This is a genomic window from Sorangium sp. So ce1153 (genome assembly GCF_051521595.1).
Classification (GTDB): domain Bacteria; phylum Myxococcota_A; class Polyangia; order Polyangiales; family Polyangiaceae; genus Sorangium.
Genome location: NZ_CP150361.1, coordinates 11,211,620 through 11,229,871, shown reverse-complemented (window position 1 = coordinate 11,229,871; position 18,252 = coordinate 11,211,620). Strand labels below are relative to the sequence as shown.

Here is an 18,252-nt window from a genome sequence, read left to right as displayed (position 1 = left end):
TGTACCATCGCGCCGGCGCGGCCCGGGCGCCGGGATGTGAGGCGCGCATCACGCCGCCCAGCCTAGAAAGCCGTTCCGTCCACGCGCTTGCCCGGGGACGAGCTCCCGCCGAGGGTGCTGTGGAGCACGAACGGCGCCACCGCGGACAGATCGGGGCTGCGGTTCATCGACACACCGTCCGTGCTCGCGAGCCCGCTCCCGTAGGTCACGGTATCCACGGTCGTCCCCGAGGCGGTCTGCAGCGTGATCGTGTCGCCGCTGTTGCCGAGGCCCAGCGCGCCCGTGGACGCGCCGACGGCGCCGCTCACGCCGCCGGGCACGGCCCCGGCGCTGCCGTACACCACCACGGCCGTCCTCGGCGCGAGCGACGCGCCGGCGGGGAAGGTGTGCCGCGTCGCCGAGCTGTCGGCGAGCTTCCACCCGCCGATCGCGGCGGTTCCGGTGCCGATGTTGACGATCTCGACGAACTCGCCGTCCGGGTTGCTGCCAGGCTCGTTCGCGAGGACCTCGTTGATGATCACGGTGGCCGTGCCGGTGCCCCCGCCGCTGCCGCCGCTACCGCCGCTGCCGCCGCTGCCGCCGCTGCCGCCGCTGCCGCCGCTGCCGCCGCTGCCGCCGCTGCCGCCGCTGCCGCCGCTGCCGCCGCTGCCGCCGTCGGGAATCAGGAAGTCGCGCACGACGCCCATGTGCTGCATGTTCGAGGCGCCGCTGTCCGACGAGAGCGCCGGGCTGATGTCGGCGATCGGGGAGTACACGCGCGTGTCCACCACGAGGCCGTTCGGGAAGCTGCTCCCGCCGATCGTGACGGCGGTCTCGAAGGGGTCCAGATCGCCGTCGGCGAGCACCCAGTCATAGGGCTTGGTCCTGCCGGCGTTGGTGTCCCCGTCCCCGCTCGCGTCGGCAGGGTAGGGGCTGGATGCGACGATGACACCCGTGTTCCTCAAGGTCGTGATGCACGACTCATCCCTGCCTGTCGTGTTGAAGTCGCCGCCGATGACCAGGTAATGGCCCGCGGGCACGACCGAATTGATGAACGAGGCGAGCTGCGTCGCCTCCGTGTTGCGCGCGCCCGCGCTCGAGGTCAGGAGGTGGACGCTGACGGCCCAGAGGTCGACCGGACCGGGGATGTCGATCCGCGCCCAGGCGAAGTCCCGGTTGCTCACCGACGTGTCGTCCCACTCGCCGGACGCGACGATCGGCCACCGGCTCACGATCCCGTTCGGGATCTGCGCCCCGGCCTCGCGGTAGTAGCTGAAGCTGGTGCCGAACGCGAGGTCCACGAAGGCGCGGATGTCGGACGTGCTGTTGCTGCCGTAGTTGAACTCTTGCAGCATCACGATATCCGGCTTGACCCCCTGCATGATGCGCCTGCCGTGCCCGGGATCGTAGCTCTGGTTCGTGCCGCTCGTGAGGTTCGCGGCCATGAGCCGGACGCGCGTCGAGAGCGCGTCGCTGCGCTCCCCGAGGACGTCCGCCTCCGGGCCTACCTCCTCGTCCAGCGGCAGCTCGGCCGCGCACGCGGCCATGGCGAGCGCTGACACGACCAACGGCAGACGGACCCATGCGCACCGCTTCAAGAGGGAAGACGTCAATCGCATATCGTTGCACCGGACCTTTCGGGATCTTCGGATATTACAGCACGGAACAGGGGCACAGCCGAGTCATGATCGTCCCTGTCCGATGCAGCGATGATGCGGTCTCGGTGTCGAACGGATGGCACGCGCCCAGGGCTCGAGGGGACATGGTTTCCGTGGCGGTCGCTCTCCGAGGTCCCGTCCTCGACGGGCGCTCCGCCACGCCGCGGGGCGCGCCGCCCTGCCGCGCGGCTCAGCGGCTCGCCATGGCGAACGCGATCCCGCTCTGCAGCGAGCCCTTCACCGAGAGCCGGCCGACGTCGGCCCCGCCGGCGGCGAGGCGGCCGGCGACCTCGGGGCGGATCCCCGTGAGGACCACCCGCGCGCCGAGCAGGCCCGCGACCCGCACCGCCTCGAGCAGCGCCTCCACCGACCGCGGATCGAGCTCGTCCACGCCGGTCAGGTCGACGATCGCGATCCGCGTGCGGCGCTCGGCGATGCCGCGCGACAGCACCTCGACGATGCGCCGCGCGCGCTGCGCCTCCAGCGGGCCGACGAGCGGCAGGACCACCACGCCGTCGCCGAGCGGGATGAGCGGCATGGACAGCCGCGCCAGCGCCGCGTCCTGGGCCTGGATCACCTCCTCCTGGAGCCGCGCGCGCTCCTCCTCGGCGCGCCTCCGCTCCGTCATGTCGATGCCGGTCATGATCACGAACCGGGCCCCCTCGTCCTTGCCGCGCAGGACCGCGCCGGACCAGGCGGTCACCCGGCGCGCGCCGTCCCGCGCCGCCCACGGGACCTCCACTTGCTTCCTCGGCGCGCTCGCGCCGAGCTCCTCGAACAGGCCCCTGAGCTGCGCTGACGCCTCCGGATCGGGCGTGAGATCCCAGAGATACCGGGGCTCGAGGAGCCCGAGCGCGTCGCCCAGCGCCCGCTCGGCGGCGCGGTTCATGCGGACGATGCGCCCGCGCGCGTCGAGCACCACGATGAGGCCGTCGACGAGGTCCATCACGCCCGCCACGAAGTCCCGCTCGCGGCTCAGCATCTCCTGCGCGTGCTTGCGCTCGAACAGGCGGCCGAGCTGCCGCGCGATGCGGCCGATGGTCCGGGTGAACGTCCCGTCGTCGCCGTGCTCGGCGTCGGAGAAGAACTCCAGCACCGCCACCACGTCGGCGCCCACCACCACGGGGAACGCGAACCCCGCCTTGACGCCCAGGTTCTTCGCGAGCCTGGCGCGCGGGAAGTTCGCGTCCTCCGTGACGTTCCGCACCCACGCCGGCTGCTTGCTGGCGAGCACCCTCCCTGGCAGGCCGACCCCCGAGGTGAACTGCATCGACTCCGTGACCGCCTTGAAGGTCGCGAACTTCACCTCATCGTTGATGTACCAGAGCGCCGTGGGGAGCAGCAGAGAAGGGTCGTCCGCGGCCGGCACGTACGCGTGTCCAACGGGCCAGCTCAGGTGGTCGCAGATGTGCGCGATGGTGCGATGCAGCGCCTCTTCGACGCTCGCCGCCTCGTGCACGTCGACGGTGACGACCCGGAGCAGCTCCACCAGCGCCCGCTCATCCGTCAGCACATTGTCGAGCCTCAACCGAGCTCTCGTCGCTGGTTCATCCGAGCGTTTGATGACACCGGACATGAAAGATCGAGTAGCACGTTCAATGTATCCGATCCGTTTCCGTGAGACGATCTTGGCGGAAGCCCGCGCGCGGCGTGCGTGATGCGCGCTTCGTGCGTCCGCCGCGCGCGGCGACGTGCGTGCGGCCGGACCGCCGCTGCGCTGCCGCTGTCACGCGGCCGTCGCGCCGCCTTCGCGCCGGGGACCTCGCCGGCGGAGCGCGCCCGTCACACCCGGGAGCCGGACCGCTCGCGGCCCGCGCCGCTCGCGTCGCCGCTGGACGATCGCGCGCGATCGCCCCTAGTCTATCGAACGCCGCACCGCCGCACCGCCGCACCGCCGTGGCGGCGAGCGCGCGTGTGCGGGCGCAGGGCCATGCAGCGGGCCACAAGGACAACGCGATCTTCGGTCTCTGATGAAAAGGATGATGATGCTCTCGAACTGTCTTCGCCGGTGCGCGTTCGTGGTGACGTTGCTGGCCGCGGGGCCCGCGCTCGCGGCGGAGCCGCCGGCCGGCGCCTCGGCCGACGCGCAGCAGCTCGCCCGGACCAGGGCGCACGAGGGGCTCAAGCTCTACGGCGCGGACCGGTGGCAGGAGGCGTTCGACGCGTTCCAGGAGGCGGACCGGCTCTATCACGCGCCGACGCTCGTGCTCTACATGGCGCGGTGCCAGCGCAAGCTCGGGAACCTGGAGGCCGCGCGCGCCCTGTACGAGCAGGTGCTCGACGAGGCGCTCCCGGAGGACCCGCCGCCGGCGTTCCTCGAGGCGCGCCGGGACGCGGAGACCGAGCTCGCCGGCGTGCGCGCGGCGCTGAAGCCGCCGCCCGCGGCGCCGGCCGCGCCGCCCGCCCCGCAGGGCGGGGGCGGCGGCTCGCTGCTGCCCGCCGGCCTCGCGTTCGGGCTCGGGGCGGTGGGCCTCGGCGTCGGCGCCGCCACGGGCATCGCGTCGCTCTCCAAGGTGTCCGACATCAAGTCGCAGTGCGACGGCCGGCGCTGCCCGGCCGCGCTGCAGGGTGACGCCGACACCGCGACAACGCTGGGCCACGTGTCCACCGTGGGGTTCATCGTCGGCGCCGCCTCGGCCGCGGCGGGCGTGGTGCTGCTCGTGGTGCGGTCCAGCGGCGACGGCGCGCCCGGCGGCGGCGCTCCCGACGCCGCGGGCGCGGCGCCGCAAGCGCGGCGCGGCGTGGTCTGGAGCGCCGGGGTCGGCCTGGGGGGGATCGCGCTCCAGGGGGCGTTCTGATGCGAGCGCCGGGCGGGCCGAGGGCCTGCCTCGCGGGAGGGCTCGCGGCGCTGGCGCTCTCCGGCCTCTCCGCCTGCACGGGCCTCTCCGGGGTCGGCGACCTCGAGTTCGGGGACGGCGGCAGCGGCCCTGGCGCCGGCGGCGCCGGCGTGGGCGGCGCTGGCGTGGGCGGCGCTGGCGTGGGCGGCGCTGGCGCTGGCGGCGCTGGCGGCGCCGGCGTGGGCGGCGCCGGCGTGGGCGGCGCTGGCGGGGGCCAGGTGCCCATCCCGCCGACGGCCGCCGACCTGCTCGCGCTCACGGCGTCGTGCGATCAGGTCTCGTCGGGGCTCTTCCGGAACTCGTTCCATGGCCAGGAGCCCAGCATCCCTGTCTGTGCGCTGAGCGGGGCATACTTCTGGCAAGCAGGGATGGCGATCGACTGTGACGGTCTCTCCCACGCGTCCGCCGAGTGTCCCTCGGACATCCCCCATACGGCCCTTACGGACTCCCACGGGAACGCGCTCGACTCGGTCTCCCTCCCGTTCGTGGTCGCCCCGAACGGCTGGCCGGCCGAGTGCCCGGTCGTGACATGGAGCCACGCGGACGCCGGTCTCCAGCTCGGGGCCGTCGTGGCGGTCATCCGCGGCGACACCGTCGCTTATGGCATCCTCGGCGACACAGGGGAGTGCGACGCCATCGGGATGGGCTCGTACGCGATGGCGCAGGGCCTGGGCATCGAGCAGCCCGGCGTCGGGGTGGAGAGCGGCGTGACGTACATCGCCTTCAGCGGGCCGGGGGCGGTCGTGGATCCCGTCGAGGATCACGCCAGGGCCGTGGAGCTCGGGACCCGGCTCGCGGCCGAGCTCCTCGCGGAGCCCTGACGCGGTCGGCGCGGGCGGCGAGGCCGAGCGACGGGCGGCGAGGCCGAGCGACGGGCGGCGAGGCCGAGCGACGGGCGGCGAGGCCGAGCGGCGAGGCAGAGCCGCGACGCCGCTACTGGTTCGCGTCGATCGAGTAGAGAAAATCGTTGTAGGCGTCGAGCCTGTCCCCAGGGACCACGTCGAGGCCGGTGTTGACGCGGCTCCCGTCGACCATCTGCGGGGCGAGGATCTCCTTGGTCGCGTCGAGGCCGATGCTCTTGATGCCGTAAAGGATGTAGGGGACGAGATAACCCTGGTAGTACTGCCGCTGGATGTGCGTGGCCTTGATGCGCCCCTTTCGTAGGTAGTCGACGGTCTTTGGGTCGAAGTCGAAGGCGACGATGGGGATATCCGTCTTGCCCGCGGCCTCTGCGGCCATCGCGCACCGATATGAGATGTTGAACAGGCCGAGCATGCCCACGACGGGCGGGTCCGCGGTCTCGAGCTCGGCTGTCATCCACTCGACGTCCTCGGCCTCGCCGTCGGGGTTCCAGGAGGATTGCCGCACCAGGACCTCGTAGCCGGCCGCCTCGAACACCTCCTGGGCGCCCTGCGTTCGATCGATCCCGCTGCTCCAGGCTTCGTCGGCGTTGCCGTGGATGATCACCGTACCCGGGGCCGGGGGCAGCATCGCGAGCAGGGTGTCCCCTGCCGTCGCCCCGGCAGACCTGTCGAGGGTGCCCACGTGGATCGCGCGCTTCGAGGTCGCCACGTCGGTGTCGAGCGTCACCACGTGGACCCCCTTCGCGATCGCCTCGTCGATGGCGGCTGCCTGGTCGTCGTTTAAGGGCGCGATGCCGAGCCCCTGCGCGCCGTACGCCACCGTCTGCTCGATCTGCTCATTCAGGAGCTGCTTCGCCACCTCGACATCGTCCTGCGGTACGAGCGGCCCGATCACGGTCCCCGTGACCTCGAGCTCACCCATGGCGCGGTTCGCCGCCGTCATGACCGATGTCCAGAAGCCGACAGCGCTCTTCAGCACGATCGCCATCTGCATCGGCTCGAACGAGCTCTCGTTGATCTCGGCGATCAGGACGTCGACCGTCGCCTCGAGCTCCACCGGGGTGAACTCGTTCTCGAGGGTAGGGGGCCGCCGGATGGGTGTGGTGCGCCCGCGCGCGTCGGGGGTCTCGCTCCCGCATGCCGCCGTGAGCACCGTGAGCCCGAGCGCCATCATCCCCCACCGTCCACTCCTCGTCATGACACCCCTCCTTGTCCGTGGTTGGTCCGGTCGTGCGCGGTACCCTCTGAACGAAGATCGGGTCGTCGACGGCGAGCGACATGGCCTGATCGAGGTCGCGGCCGATGGCGGGCTCGCCGCCCGAGGACGTGGGACGCTCCCGAGGGCGACTGCGCCCCTCGGGGGGACGGCCGCTGTCGTCGAGCAGGACGCCGAGAGCAGGGACGCTGAGCCGGCGAGCAGCCCGGTCTCGATACAGCGCATATGTGGTCCAAGATGAGCGGACCACGAGCAGCTTCAGTCTGTCAAGAGGGGACGAATCGAGCCGAGAGGGCTGGCGCTGGATCTACCAGCTTGGCTCAGGTGCGTCGCGCGTCGCGCGTCGCGCGTCGCGCGTCGCGCGTCGCGCGTCGCGCGTCGCGCGTCGCGCGTCGCCTGTGCCGAGGGGTCGCGCGCGCTTGCGCTACTGATGCTGCCGGCGGCGAGGAGCCCGGTGGGGCGCCGCCCTCGGCGCCCCTCCCGCTCAGGTCAGTCGCACGTGGCGACCTCGCAGGCCTCCATCGCCGCGCCGCACGCGGTGACGATGCACGTGCTGCACGCCTCGGCGTCCTGCTCGCAGTCCTCGTTGCACGCGCCGTAAGCCCCGGTGATCTGGCAGTTGATCACCTCCGAGATCTGGGGCCCGACGCTCGGGCAGCTGTTCACCACGCAGCCGTAGAACGCGGCATCGTCCCCGCTAGGCGTGTTGCTCATGCACGAGACCGCCTCCGCGCACGTGGACGTCCCGGCGCCGGTCCACGTCGGGGCGAAGAAGCCCCCCTCGTTCTCGCAGTTCTCGTAGGTCTCGGACCGCGGGAAATACGGCCCGATGAGCATGCACATCTCGTCCTTCGTGGTCAGGCCCTGCGCGATGTTGCGGTCCTCGGTGTTCTTGAAATCGCAGCGGTACTCCAGGGACTCTCCCGCCTTGACCTCGAGGAACGGCGTGAACTCCTGCGACGGGACCCCCTCCCACCGGTCGTGGGCATAGAGCTCCGTCGCCTTGCCGTCGGCGTCGATCTTGCGGGCGACATAGCCGACGGCGCGGCGGTGCATGTGCGACTGGATCCTCACGACCGAGATGTCGGTATCGGTGGTGCAGCGCATCTGCGACGAGGACGTCCCGCGCGCCGGTACGCTGATGAACGGGTTGTAGTGGAAGAGCATGCCGGCCTCGGTCTTCACCTCGTCGTCCGCGATCGTGTAGAGGTTGATGCGGGCGTCTGTCTCGAGGGGCTTGCTCGAGGAGTTCAGGTAGTGGGTGTTCATGAGGAGCACCGTGCCCGCAGGGACCTTGAGCGCCACCCCGTCCGGCAGGTCGCCCAGGAAGGAGTTGCCGTTGGGGGTCTGGCTGCTGTCGGGGGACTGGGAGCCGGCGACCACGCCCTTCACCTCCCAGTAGGCCTGGGGGCCCAGGCTGCAATCGTGGACCTGGGCCCCGTCGATGGGCTCGCCGTCGCGCGTCGTGGTCGGGATCTCGGTGTAGGGCGTCGTGTACAGGAGCACGTGGTGGCTGCCGGTCGAGAAGCGGACCACCTCCCGGTTGACGTTGAGCCCCTCCGGCGGCGCGACGAAGAGCTGACAGCGCTCGACCTCCGCCCCCGGGTCGATCGTGGCGGTCATTCGATACTGCACGCCGGTACCCTCGGCCGGAGGCTCCAGCATCTCGTTCCCGGGCGTCTCGTCCCCGGGCGTCTCGGTGCCAGTGTCCGAGGAGCAGCCGACGAGCGCGGCGGCGCCGAGGAGAGCGATGACTGAGGTGATTGTGCGCATGGTTGATCCCTGCTGTGTGTTGGTCGCATCTCGCGCGCGCCAGAGGGCGCGCGCATTGGATCCCGGGGTGTCTCGCGGCGGCGCCGCGCCTGCCCGGGGAAACTGGCTAACGCCGGCTTGTCCGCGCCGGCGTGCCCGCGTCCGCCCGCATCTCCTAGAGGCGCGCAGGCGAACGGGCAATGACGTCACCTTCCGCATCGAGAGGTGCGAAGCGAAGATCGCAGCCCCGCGAGCTTGTACATCGCGAAGCAGATGAGGTGGACAGTTGTCCGTCCCTCCCGCGAGCACCGCGGCGATAGCGCGACGAGCTCGTCCTTGCTCAGCCGGTCGCCCTGCTCCTCGGCCTGGACGAGGAGGGGTACGACGTCGTTGTCCAGCGACGTCCGGCGGCGCTCCTCGATGGTGTCGCTCACGACGTCGATCCCTACGCTCAGCGCCACGTCGAGCTTCCCTGCTCTGTCACGAGAAAGCTGCCCGGCCATCGACAGGCGGCCGATCGCGTCCGTGAAACGGGTGCTGTCGCATGAGTGCCTCCTCCCTCTCCCTGGCTGCTCGTCAACCTCAACACACGCTGCGCTCAGCGCTCGGTCAGGTCTCTGACCACGGCCTCGCGCCGGGGTTCCCGGAGAGCGGATCGCCGAGCCGCGCCCGGCATTCCTCGGAATGGCCACGCTGACCTCTCAGGGAAACGAGCGTCGTCGTGCCGTGCGGCGCCCGGCGAGGGTCGTGTTGATGACACGCGGAGAACCGGCTGTCGAGCCCTGAGCTCGACTCGCATCATCGTTTCGAGTCGGCGTCGCCGCGCCGTGCTTCGAGCCTGGCTCGGCCGGGGGTGCGATGAATTAAGAACTGCAAAGATGCTTTGACTAACGTGACGTCGCGGCGCGCGGCGCGAGCGGGCCAGTCGGCTGGCGGAACATCCCGGCGCCGCCCCCTCGCCGCCGCCACCCCTGAGCCGGCGAGCTCGCGCGAGCGAGGTGACTCGGCCCCTCCGGCTCCTGGCCAGCGGGAGGCCGCAAGTTCTCGCTGGCCGCGCGCTCTGGTAGCCTGGGTCGGTGCAGCTCCGCTCCGACGCCCGTCACCTCTCGCCTGTGCTCGCGCTCGCGACCGCCGTCGCGCTCCTCGCCCCGGCCGCCGCGCAGGCGGCGGACCCGGCCCCCGCCCTCGCGATCGACCTCGGGGGGGCGCAGCTCGACCTCGTGCTGGTGAAGGCGGGGCGCTTTCGCCAGGGCTCGCCGCCCACGGAGGCTGGCCGCGGTGACGACGAGGCGCTCCGGGACGTGACCATCCGCCGCGACTTCTACCTCGGGAAGTTTCCGGTCACGGTCGGGCAGTTCACGCGTTTCACGGCGGACACCGGCTACCGCACCGAGGCCGAGGTCGGCGCCTCTGGCGGGTTCGGCTTCGACGGCCAGGGCCTCTCGCAGCGCAAGGAGTTCACCTGGAGGACTCCCGGCTTCCCGCAGACCGACATGCACCCGGTGACGCTCGTGACCTTCAAGGACGCGGTCGAGTTCGCCCGCTGGCTGACGCGGAAGACCGGCCGCGTCTTCGACCTGCCGACCGAGGCGCAATGGGAGCTCGCCTACCGCGCGGGCACGCAGACGCGGTTCTATGCGGGGAACGACGACCAGTCCGCCGCCGCCATCGGGTGGTTCAAGGGCAACGCGGGGAGCGGGACGAAGCCTGTCGGGCAGCGGCAGCCGAACGCCCTCGGCCTGTACGACATGAGCGGCAATGCCTACGAGTGGTGCCGCGACTGGTATGGTCCCTACGCGCCCGGCCCGGCGGTCGACCCCGAGCAGACGACCGCTCCGGCCGGCGACAAGCCCCGGCGCGTGCTGCGCGGCGGGTCGTGGCTCAAGGAGCCGAAGCACCTGCGCGCCGCGGCGCGTTACCGGAACGACCCTGGCAGCCGCAACGCGGACAACGGCTTCCGCGTCGTCGCCGCGCTGGAGGCGAGCGCCCCGGCCGCCGCGGCGCCCTCCGCGCCATCGACGCCCGCGGCGCCGCTCCTTGCGGGGACCAGGCGCACGTCGCCGTCGAGCTCGTGGTCGACCGCGACGATCGTGGCGTTCGTCGGCGGCGGCCTCGTCCTGGCGAGCGCCCTCGTCGGCCTCGTCGGCCTGCTCGTGCACGGCGCGGCCCGCAGGCGCATTCCCGGGGCGCCTCCGGGCATGACCTTCCGGCCGCAGGGCGACGGCTTCTGGCTGAACGCCCCGCCGCACCTGCGCGGGTCGACCCTCCACTACCGCTGCCTCGTGAAGGGGGCGCTGCGGCGCGCGTCGGTGCCGATCGAGCCGAACCCGCGCGGGCAGTTCGTCTACACAGGCGGCGCCCCGTCGGCCCTGGAGGTGGAGCAGCTCGGCGCCGCCGCGTGGTCCGCCGGCGCGCCGCGCGGGGTCGCCGGCTCCTACCGCTCGCGGGACCGCATCTCGAGCTCGCCGGACATGGCCGTCGTCGCGCCGTTCCGCGGCTATCCCTCGGCTTACTGAGGCGCGCCGCCCGGCCCCGCATGCGCCGCCCGATCTGCGCCGTCTTCGCCGAAGCGCCCGCGCACCGCGCCCGCGCCGGCCGCACGCTGCGCGCGCTCCGGCTCGCCGGGCTCGCGCCGGTCGACGTCACGGCGGCGCCGCTCGCGGCCGCGGCGGAGGCGCTGGCGGCCGGGCCGGTGTGGCTCGTGCGCGGCGGCGCGTGGCCTTCCCCGTCCGCGGCGCTCGATCCGGACCCGTTCCCGCCGCCGAGCGACACCGGGCTGCCGCTCTGCGCGCTCGGCGCCGTCATGGCGCCGCCCGACCCCTCCGCGCGCGCCGAGCCCGACGCCGTCGCATGGGCCGAGCTGCTGCGGGCGACCGGCGGCGATCTGGGCCGCGCCGCGCGCGCGCGCCGGGGCCCGGGGTTGCCTCGCGCGGCGAGCGTGTACCTCGACGCGCCGCTCGCGGCGGGCGTCGCGGCGCGCCTGCGCGCGGGCGATCCGCTCGACGCCGCGCTCCAGGGCGAGCTCGGGGCGCGGCGCGCGCGCGTGGTGCGGCACGCGCCGCTCGACGTGTGCGACGACGCGGCGCTGCGGGTCGCGCAGGTCGTGACGAGCCTGCAGCAGGGCGGCGCCGAGCGGATCGCGATCGACCTCGCGACCGGGCTGCCGCGCCGCGGCGTGCGCTCGCGCGTGGTCGCGGTGTACCGGCCGACGCGCCCGACGTTCGGCGCGCCGCCGGGGTCGCTCGACCTGTCCGGAGCGCCGGGCGATCGCGAGGCGCGCTTCGACGCGCTCGCCCGGGAGCTCGCGGCGTGGGGCGCGGATCTCGCGCACGCGCACCTGCTCGACGCCGACGACCTCGCGCGCCTCTCCGCGCGCGGGTACCGGGCGCTCGTCACGGTGCACAACGTGGCCGCGGGCTGGCCGGCGGGGCTCGAGCGCCTCGGCGCGGACAGCGCGGCGCTGCTCGTGGCCTGCGCGCGCGCGGTCGAGGCGGAGCTCGCTGCACGCGCGCTGCCCATCCCGGCGCGGACGGTCTGGAACGGGATCGAGCTCGCGCCGGCAGGGGTGGAGCCCGCCGCGCGCGGGCGGTCCATTCTGGAACGCGCTGTCCAGAACGGGCGCGACCGCGCGCCCGCGGAGGCGGCGCACCGGTCGGGATCCGCGGACGCCGTCCGGCCCCGCGCGGCCGAGGCTGCGGCGTGGCGGCGGCGCCTCGAGCTCGCGCCGGACGACCTCGTCCTGCTCGCCGTGGCGAACCCGCGGCCGCAGAAGCGGCTGCACCTCCTGCCCGCGATCCTCGCGGCCACGCGGGCCGCGCTCGCGACCGCCGGCGATCCGCGGGCGGCGCGGCTCGTGATCGCCGGGAGCGCCTCGCCCCGCAGCGAGCCGGCGCTCGCCGCGGAGGCGGAGATCCAGCGCGAGGTCGACCGGCTCGGCCTGCGCGCGGAGGTGCGCTTCGCGGGCTCGGTCGCCGACGTGGCCGGCCTGCTCGCGGCGGCCGACGTGCTCGTCTCGCCGAGCGCCCACGAGGGGCTGAGCCTCGCGCACCTCGAGGCGCTCGCCGCCGGCCTGCCGGTGGTCGCGACGGGCGCCGGCGGCACCGCGGAGCTCGCGGCCGAGACGCCGGCGCTGGTCCACCTGCCGCTCGACGCCGCGCCGGAGCGCTTCGCGGGCGCGATTTTGGCGGCGGCGCGCGCCCTCCCGGCGTCCCTGGGCGGCCGGGAGGTCGTGGCGCGGCACTTCAGCGCGGCGCGGATGGCCGAGGGCTACGCGCGGCTCTACCCGCGGGCGATCGCGCGGAGCCGCGGTCCTGGCCGGGGGGACGGGCTGCTCCTCGTGACGAACAACTTCTCGACCGGCGGGGCCCAGTCGAGCGCGCGCCGCCTCTTGCTCGGCCTCGCGGCGGCGGGCGTGCGCGGCCGGGCGGCCGTGATCGAGGAGCAGCCGGAGTACCCGACGCCGGGGCGGCGCGCGCTCGCGGCCGCGGGCATCCCGGTGCTGGCGGTGCCGCCGCCGGCGGACATCGAGCCGGCCGAGGCGGTGGAGCGCCTGCTGCGCGCGATCGACGAGGACCCGCCCGAGGCCGTGCTGATGTGGAACGTGATCGCCGAGCACAAGGTGCTCCTGGCCGACGGGCTGCTCGACGTGCCGCTCTTCGACGTCAGCCCGGGCGAGATGTACTTCGCCTCGCTGCGCCGGTATTTCGCGTCGCCGCGCCGCGGGCTTCCGTACCGCGCGCCGCGCGATTACGGCGCGCGCCTGGCCGGGGTGATCGTCAAGTACGAGGCCGAGGCGGCGCTCGCCGCGGAGGTGCTCGGGGCGCCGGCGCGCGTGGTGCCGAACGGCGTGGCGCTCGGCCCGCGCCCGCCCGCGGCGCGGCGCGGCGCGGCGCGCTTCGAGCGACGAGCGACGAGCGACGAGCGCGCGCGGCTCGCGATCGGGACGGCGGCGCGGATCCATCCGCACAAGAAGCTCGACGAGCTGCTCGCTGCGCTGCGCCTCGCGGCGCCGCGCCTGCCGCCGCACGTGCTGCGCGTCGCGGGCGGCGTCGAGCGTGGCGCGGAGGCGCACGCCGAGGAGCTGCGGCGGATGGCGGCGGGCCTCTCGGTCGAGTGGGTCGGCGAGCTCGCCGACACGCGCGCTTTCCTGAGCGATCTCGATGTGTTCGCGCTCATCGCCGAGCCTGCCGGGTGCCCGAACGCGTCGCTGGAGGCGATGGCCGAGGGGCTGCCGGTGGTGGCCACCGCCGTCGGCGGCATGTCCGAGCAGGTGGACGACGGCGTGACGGGCCGGCTGGTGCCGCCGGCCGACGCGGCGGCGCTCGCGGGGGCGCTCGTGGAGCTGGCCGCGGATCCGGCGCTGCGGGCGCGCATGGGCGCGGCGGGGTGGGAGCGCGCGCGGGAGCGGTTCTCGCTGGAGAGGATGGTCCGCGATTACGTGGACGTGTGCCTGGGCAGGCGGGACGTACGGGGGAGGTGAGGAGAGGCCTCGCGCTGACGGGAGCCCCGCGCCGAAGTTGCCTTCGGCAATCGGGTGGGGCACGTGGGCATCGACCCCGACCATCGAGCCGGCCGGCGGGCGGCGCGGATTCGAGTCGAGGGCCGGGGGCCCATCCGGATCGGGCCCGAGCGAGAGGAGGAACACGATGAGCTACGTCGATGGTTTCGTTGTGCCGGTGCCGGCGGACAAGAAGGAGGCCTATCGCGCTCTGGCCGAGAAGGCCGCGGTGGTGTTCAAGGAGCACGGCGCGACGCGCGTCGTCGAGTGCTGGGGCGACGACGTGCCCGACGGCAAGATCACCGACTTCAAGGGCGCGGTGAAGGCGGAGCCCGGCGAGGTCGTCGTCTTCTCGTGGATCGTCTGGCCTTCGAAGGAGGCTCGCGACGAGGGCAACAAGAAGGTCATGGAAGATCCGCGCATGAACATGGGCAACGAGACGACGCCCTTCGACGCAAAGCGCATGATCTTCGGCGGGTTCGCCGTCCTCCTCGACGTCTGACCGGGCCGGCCGCCGCTCGCGGACGCGGCGCGGCGACATTCACGCACACACTGCGGTTCTGAGGGCGCGGGGCGTCCTGGGTGCGCCCTCGGCGCGCTGCGCCCCGGGGCCCGCCGCCTGCGCCTTCGTCACCAGCCTCATCAATTGCCTCCTGCTTTCCTCCTGCTTGCCTCCTACTTGCCTCCTACTTGCCTCCTACTTGAACGCGCGCGCCGCGCGCCGGCGCTTGTGTCCTGTGTCACGTGCCACGTAGCGCGTGGATGGTATGGGCGTTCACGTCAGCCCGCACTCCGGTCCTCGTCGCTCGTTTTGATATCGATTGACGGTCAGATCCTCGGCCACGTATCGTGAAAGATCGAGCGTGGACCTCACGCATGCCTCGCGCAAACGGGCCGCGCGCGGCAGGGCAAACCACGGACGAGGAGGGTGTCATGACGAGGATGGGGCGACGCTGGATGACGGGCTTCGGGCTCGCGCTGATGACGGCGGCGTGCGGAGCGAGCGAGGAGGTCGACGAGGCAGAGGACGTCGCGCACATCACCCGGGCGCAGACTCCGGCGAGCGAGTTCGTCCCCGTGGAGCTCGAGGCGACGGTCGATCACCTCGTCGCCAGGATCAACGAGAACGAGCTCCAGCCGATGCAGATGGTCGTCCTGCTGAAGAACCTCGGCGCCTTCTTCACGCCGATCGCCACGGGCGCGAGCCGCGCCATGGGTGAGCTCGGTGTCACCGGGAACGTGCTCGGACCCACCGAACAGACCGACGACCCCCTCAGCACGCAGGAGCTTCAGAATCAGCAGATGGCCGAGGCGGCGGCGAACGGCGCCAAGGGGATCGGCGTCTCGCCCTTCAATGACGTCAACGCCGCGGGCATCGACAAGGCGGCCGAGCAGGGGGTCCACGTGGTGACGTTCGACACCGACCTGGCGACCTCGAAGCGCTCGATCTACGTCGGAACGCTCAACAGGTCTGCGGGCGCCACGGCAGGGGAAACCCTGCTCAAGATGCTGCCCCCCGCCCCGGGTACGGTGGTGATCCACGGCAACGTCGGAACAGACTGGGTCGACGGGTTCGAGCGGACGGAGGGGGCGCGGGACGTGCTCGCGAAAGCCGGTTACGCGACCGTGGTGAGCCAGGTCTTCTTCTTCGGCGGCGGCGACGCCGATGACGTCGCGTGGATGACGTCCCAGATGCAGGCCGCGAACCCGCCCGTCGTGGGCATGCTCGGCCTGTTCAACCTCTCGTACCGGTGCGCGATGGCCGCGGAAGCCGTGGGCAAGCCGGAGCTCCCCGTCGTCGCCTTCGACTTCGATCCGAAGACCGTCGACTACATGCGCCAGGGGCGCATCAAGGCCACGCACATCCAGCGGCAGTACTACGAGGGTTACCTCGTGCCCTACATCCTCTACGGCATCAACAGCATCGGCCTCGACGCGACCAAGGCGATCCTCGCGCCGCAGATGTCCGACGAGTTCCGCTTCAACATCGGCGTCGACATGGTCCCGTGGGACAAGGTCGACGCCTACAACGACTTCCTCGACTCGATCGGCGCGACGCAATAGCGGCGTCGCGGCGCGAGGGAGACCTCGCGCCCGTGCCGGGGGTGAGCCTCACGCGCGCCGCCCCTTGGCCGTCCCCTGTCGCGATCGCTCCTGGCGCTCGGGCCCTCGCCGCGCTCACGGACCCGACGGGGCGCGCGGGCGCGACGCCTCCGGCCCTGCCGCGCCCTGCTCTGGCGCTGCCCGGCGCTCGCGCTCCGCGGCGGCGCCCTCCTCGGACAGCTTGGTCAGCCCGAAGGCCGCCAGGAAGCCGGCGAGGAGGAGCGCGGAGCCGGCCAGGAGCCCCCACAGCCCAGCTTCGATGGTCTTCTCGAGCATCTCCGCACTCTACGTCGCGCCAGACCGACCGTCCTCCGCCGCGCGCGCCGCCCTCGCTGGTCCTCTCGAGCCCGCTCTATGCTCGCGAGGTCGCCGCGCCTTGCCTGGCGTTCAGCGGCGCCGGGGCGCATCCTTGGGCCGCATTCGATGGGCAGGAGGTGATGAGCACATGAAGGCATACGAGCTGCAGAGCCCGCAGACGACCGGGGGAGCGCATGCATGGGCGCAGGTGGAGAGGGACGCGCCGAAGGCGGGCCCCGGGCAGGCGCTCGTGCGGATACGGGCCGTGTCGTTGAACTACCGCGATCTGCTGATCGCGAAGGGCGGCTATCTGCAGCCGGTGACGCGGCCGGTGATCCCGGTCTCGGATGGGGCTGGCGAGGTCGTGGAGGTCGGGGAGGGGGTGACGCGGGTCAAGGTGGGGGACCGGGTGACGCCGACGTTCTTCCAGACGTGGACCGACGGCGAGGCGGCGCGGGAGCAGCTCCGGGACCGGGCGCTGGGGGCCGGGAGCACGGACGGGGTGCTGGCGGAGCTCGTGGCGCTCGACGCCGAGGGGCTCGTGCCGCTGCCGGAGCACATGAGCTTCGAGGAGGGGGCGACGCTGCCGTGCGCGGCGGTGACGGTCTGGAACGCGCTGGTGCCGCAGGGGAAGCTCCAGGCGGGCCAGTCGGTGCTGGCGCAGGGCACGGGCGGGGTATCCATCTTCGCGCTGCAGCTCGCGCACGCGCTGGGGGCACGGGTGATCGTCACGTCGAGCAAGGACGAGAAGCTGGCGCGGGCGCGCGAGCTCGGGGCGGACGAAGGGATCAATTACCGGAAGCACCCTGGCTGGGAGGAGAAGGTGCTGGAGGTGACGGGCGGGCAGGGGGTGGACCACGTGCTGGAGGTGGGCGGGGAGGAGACGCTGCCGAGGTCGATCCGGGCGACGCGAGAAGGGGGGCACATCGCGCTGATCGGGCTCCTGAGCGGGGCGTGGGCGGCGCCGGACCCGAAGGCGATCGAGCAGAAGCGACTCCAGGTGCTGCCGGTGTTCGTCGGGAGCCGGAGGATGTTCGAGGACATGAACCGGGCGCTCGTGGCGCACCGGATCAAGCCGGTGATCGATCGGGTGTTCGGGTTCGACGAGGCGCCGCAGGCGCTGAGATACCTGGAGTCGGGGGCGCACTTCGGGAAGGTGGTGATCCGCGTCTGATCGCAGAAGAAAGGCAGCCCGGGGCCCGCCCGCCGCTGCCCGCGCCGTCGAGCGCCGCGCGCCGGTAGGCCGCGGGGGTCGTGGCGAAGTGGCCGCGGAACAGGCGCGTGAAGTGGCTCGCGTCGCGGAAGCCCCAGCGCGCGGCGACCTCGGACACCGCGTCGTCCGGGCGGGTCGAGAGCTCGCTCGCCGCCCGCTCGAGGCGGCGCCGCCGGATGTGCGTGGCGAGCGAGCTGCCGAGCTGCTCTGCCATCACGCCGTCGAGGTAGCGGCGGCTCACCCCCTGCGCCCGCGCGATGTCCGTCGGCTGGAGCGCCGGGTCGCCGAGGCGCAGCTCGATGTCGGCCAGCGCTCGCTCGACCCGGGCCCGCGGGAGCTCGGGCGCGCGGCCGCACATGCCGATCGCCTCGAGCACGACGCCGACGGCCGCCATGCAGTCGCGCTCCGACAGCGACGAGCTCTCGCGCAGGATCTGGCGCAAGAGTCCCGCCACGACCCGCTCGCCCGCGTGCTCTTCGCCGCGCGTGACGGCCGTCCGGAGGTCGACCCCGGGGTGCCGCTGCTGCACCGCCGAGAGCGGCAGCCGCAGCAGCAGCCGCCGCCCCCGGCTCATCGTCAGCTCGAAGGGGGCGTCCGACTGAACCCAGGCGAACGTCCCCTCGCGCAGGATTGCCCGGTGGCCTCCCTGCGCGATCACCCCCTCGCCCTCGGCCACGGCGACGATCTTGAGCAGCCCCGTGGCCTGTCTGGGCTCGCAGCGGACCTCGAACGGCTCGGCGCCGAGCCAGAGCAGCTCGCCCGGGCCGGCCCGCACCGCGCGCTCGATCACCGCGTCCGGAGGCGTCGCCACGTGCGTCAGTTCCATCGTGGACCATC

The 18,252-nt window shown here is 73.0% G+C and carries 14 protein-coding genes; 7 read left to right on the top strand and 7 right to left on the bottom strand.

The annotated features are described in order from the left end of the window. Positions 1-62: 62 nt before the first annotated feature. Together WME85_RS40730 and WME85_RS40725 are read right to left on the bottom strand one after the other, a co-directional pair. Positions 63-1,541, bottom strand: a complete 1,479-nt coding sequence (locus WME85_RS40730) for a lamin tail domain-containing protein (protein ID WP_437829143.1) — start codon at positions 1,539-1,541, stop codon at positions 63-65. A 286-nt stretch (positions 1,542-1,827) separates the two neighbouring features. Next, positions 1,828-3,165, bottom strand: a complete 1,338-nt coding sequence (locus WME85_RS40725; RefSeq protein ID WP_437829140.1) for an STAS domain-containing protein — start codon at positions 3,163-3,165, stop codon at positions 1,828-1,830. 451 nt (positions 3,166-3,616) lie between these two features. Here WME85_RS40725 and WME85_RS40720 point away from each other — a divergent pair, with 451 nt between their 5' ends. Together WME85_RS40720 and WME85_RS40715 are read left to right on the top strand one after the other, a co-directional pair. After that, a complete protein-coding gene (locus WME85_RS40720) occupies positions 3,617-4,435 on the top strand; it encodes a tetratricopeptide repeat protein (RefSeq protein ID WP_437829138.1) in 819 nt (272 codons plus the stop codon). After that, complete coding sequence (locus WME85_RS40715) at positions 4,435-5,295, top strand: glycoside hydrolase family 75 protein (protein ID WP_437829135.1); 861 nt, start codon at positions 4,435-4,437, stop codon at positions 5,293-5,295. Before WME85_RS40720 ends, WME85_RS40715 begins: the two co-directional genes overlap by 1 nt. 112 nt (positions 5,296-5,407) lie before the next feature. On the opposite strand, the gene WME85_RS40710 is transcribed toward WME85_RS40715, so the two are convergent. The 3 genes from WME85_RS40710 to WME85_RS40700 form a co-directional block, all read right to left on the bottom strand. After that, the gene (locus tag WME85_RS40710) at positions 5,408-6,511 is read right to left on the bottom strand and encodes a sugar ABC transporter substrate-binding protein (protein WP_437829132.1); all 1,104 of its coding nucleotides are present in this window, start codon (positions 6,509-6,511) and stop codon (positions 5,408-5,410) included. Positions 6,512-7,042: 531 nt separating this feature from the next. Further along, positions 7,043-8,326 (bottom strand): hypothetical protein, encoded by a 1,284-nt coding sequence (locus tag WME85_RS40705; protein ID WP_437829130.1) that lies wholly within the window; start codon positions 8,324-8,326, stop codon positions 7,043-7,045. Between the two features lie 185 nt (positions 8,327-8,511). Next, positions 8,512-8,766: a hypothetical protein gene (locus WME85_RS40700; RefSeq protein WP_437829128.1), complete on the bottom strand. Its 255-nt coding sequence runs from the start codon at positions 8,764-8,766 to the stop codon at positions 8,512-8,514. Between the two features lie 615 nt (positions 8,767-9,381). On the opposite strand from WME85_RS40700, the gene WME85_RS40695 reads away from it, so the two are divergent. The 4 genes from WME85_RS40695 (at position 9,382) to WME85_RS40680 (ending at position 15,866) form a co-directional block, all read left to right on the top strand. Beyond that, positions 9,382-10,821 (top strand): formylglycine-generating enzyme family protein, encoded by a 1,440-nt coding sequence (locus WME85_RS40695; protein WP_437829126.1) that lies wholly within the window; start codon positions 9,382-9,384, stop codon positions 10,819-10,821. Between the two features lie 20 nt (positions 10,822-10,841). Continuing rightward, positions 10,842-13,784: a glycosyltransferase gene (locus tag WME85_RS40690; RefSeq protein WP_437829125.1), complete on the top strand. Its 2,943-nt coding sequence runs from the start codon at positions 10,842-10,844 to the stop codon at positions 13,782-13,784. A 166-nt stretch (positions 13,785-13,950) separates the two neighbouring features. Continuing rightward, complete coding sequence (locus WME85_RS40685) at positions 13,951-14,304, top strand: DUF1428 domain-containing protein (RefSeq protein WP_437829122.1); 354 nt, start codon at positions 13,951-13,953, stop codon at positions 14,302-14,304. A gap of 431 nt (positions 14,305-14,735) precedes the next feature. Further along, the gene (locus WME85_RS40680) at positions 14,736-15,866 is read left to right on the top strand and encodes a substrate-binding domain-containing protein (RefSeq protein WP_437829121.1); all 1,131 of its coding nucleotides are present in this window, start codon (positions 14,736-14,738) and stop codon (positions 15,864-15,866) included. Between the two features lie 114 nt (positions 15,867-15,980). Here WME85_RS40680 and WME85_RS40675 read toward each other — a convergent pair whose 3' ends face one another. Next, a complete protein-coding gene (locus tag WME85_RS40675; protein ID WP_437829119.1) occupies positions 15,981-16,181 on the bottom strand; it encodes a hypothetical protein in 201 nt (66 codons plus the stop codon). Positions 16,182-16,350: 169 nt separating this feature from the next. Here WME85_RS40675 and WME85_RS40670 point away from each other — a divergent pair, with 169 nt between their 5' ends. Next, positions 16,351-17,376 carry a zinc-dependent alcohol dehydrogenase family protein gene (locus WME85_RS40670; protein WP_437829117.1) on the top strand — a complete coding sequence of 342 codons (1,026 nt, stop codon included), beginning with the start codon at positions 16,351-16,353 and terminating at the stop codon, positions 17,374-17,376. Here WME85_RS40670 and WME85_RS40665 read toward each other — a convergent pair. After that, positions 17,273-18,241, bottom strand: coding sequence for a helix-turn-helix transcriptional regulator (locus WME85_RS40665; protein ID WP_437829114.1), 969 nt, complete (start codon positions 18,239-18,241; stop codon positions 17,273-17,275). The two genes, WME85_RS40670 and WME85_RS40665, sit on opposite strands and share 104 nt — an antisense overlap. Positions 18,242-18,252 lie beyond the last annotated feature (11 nt).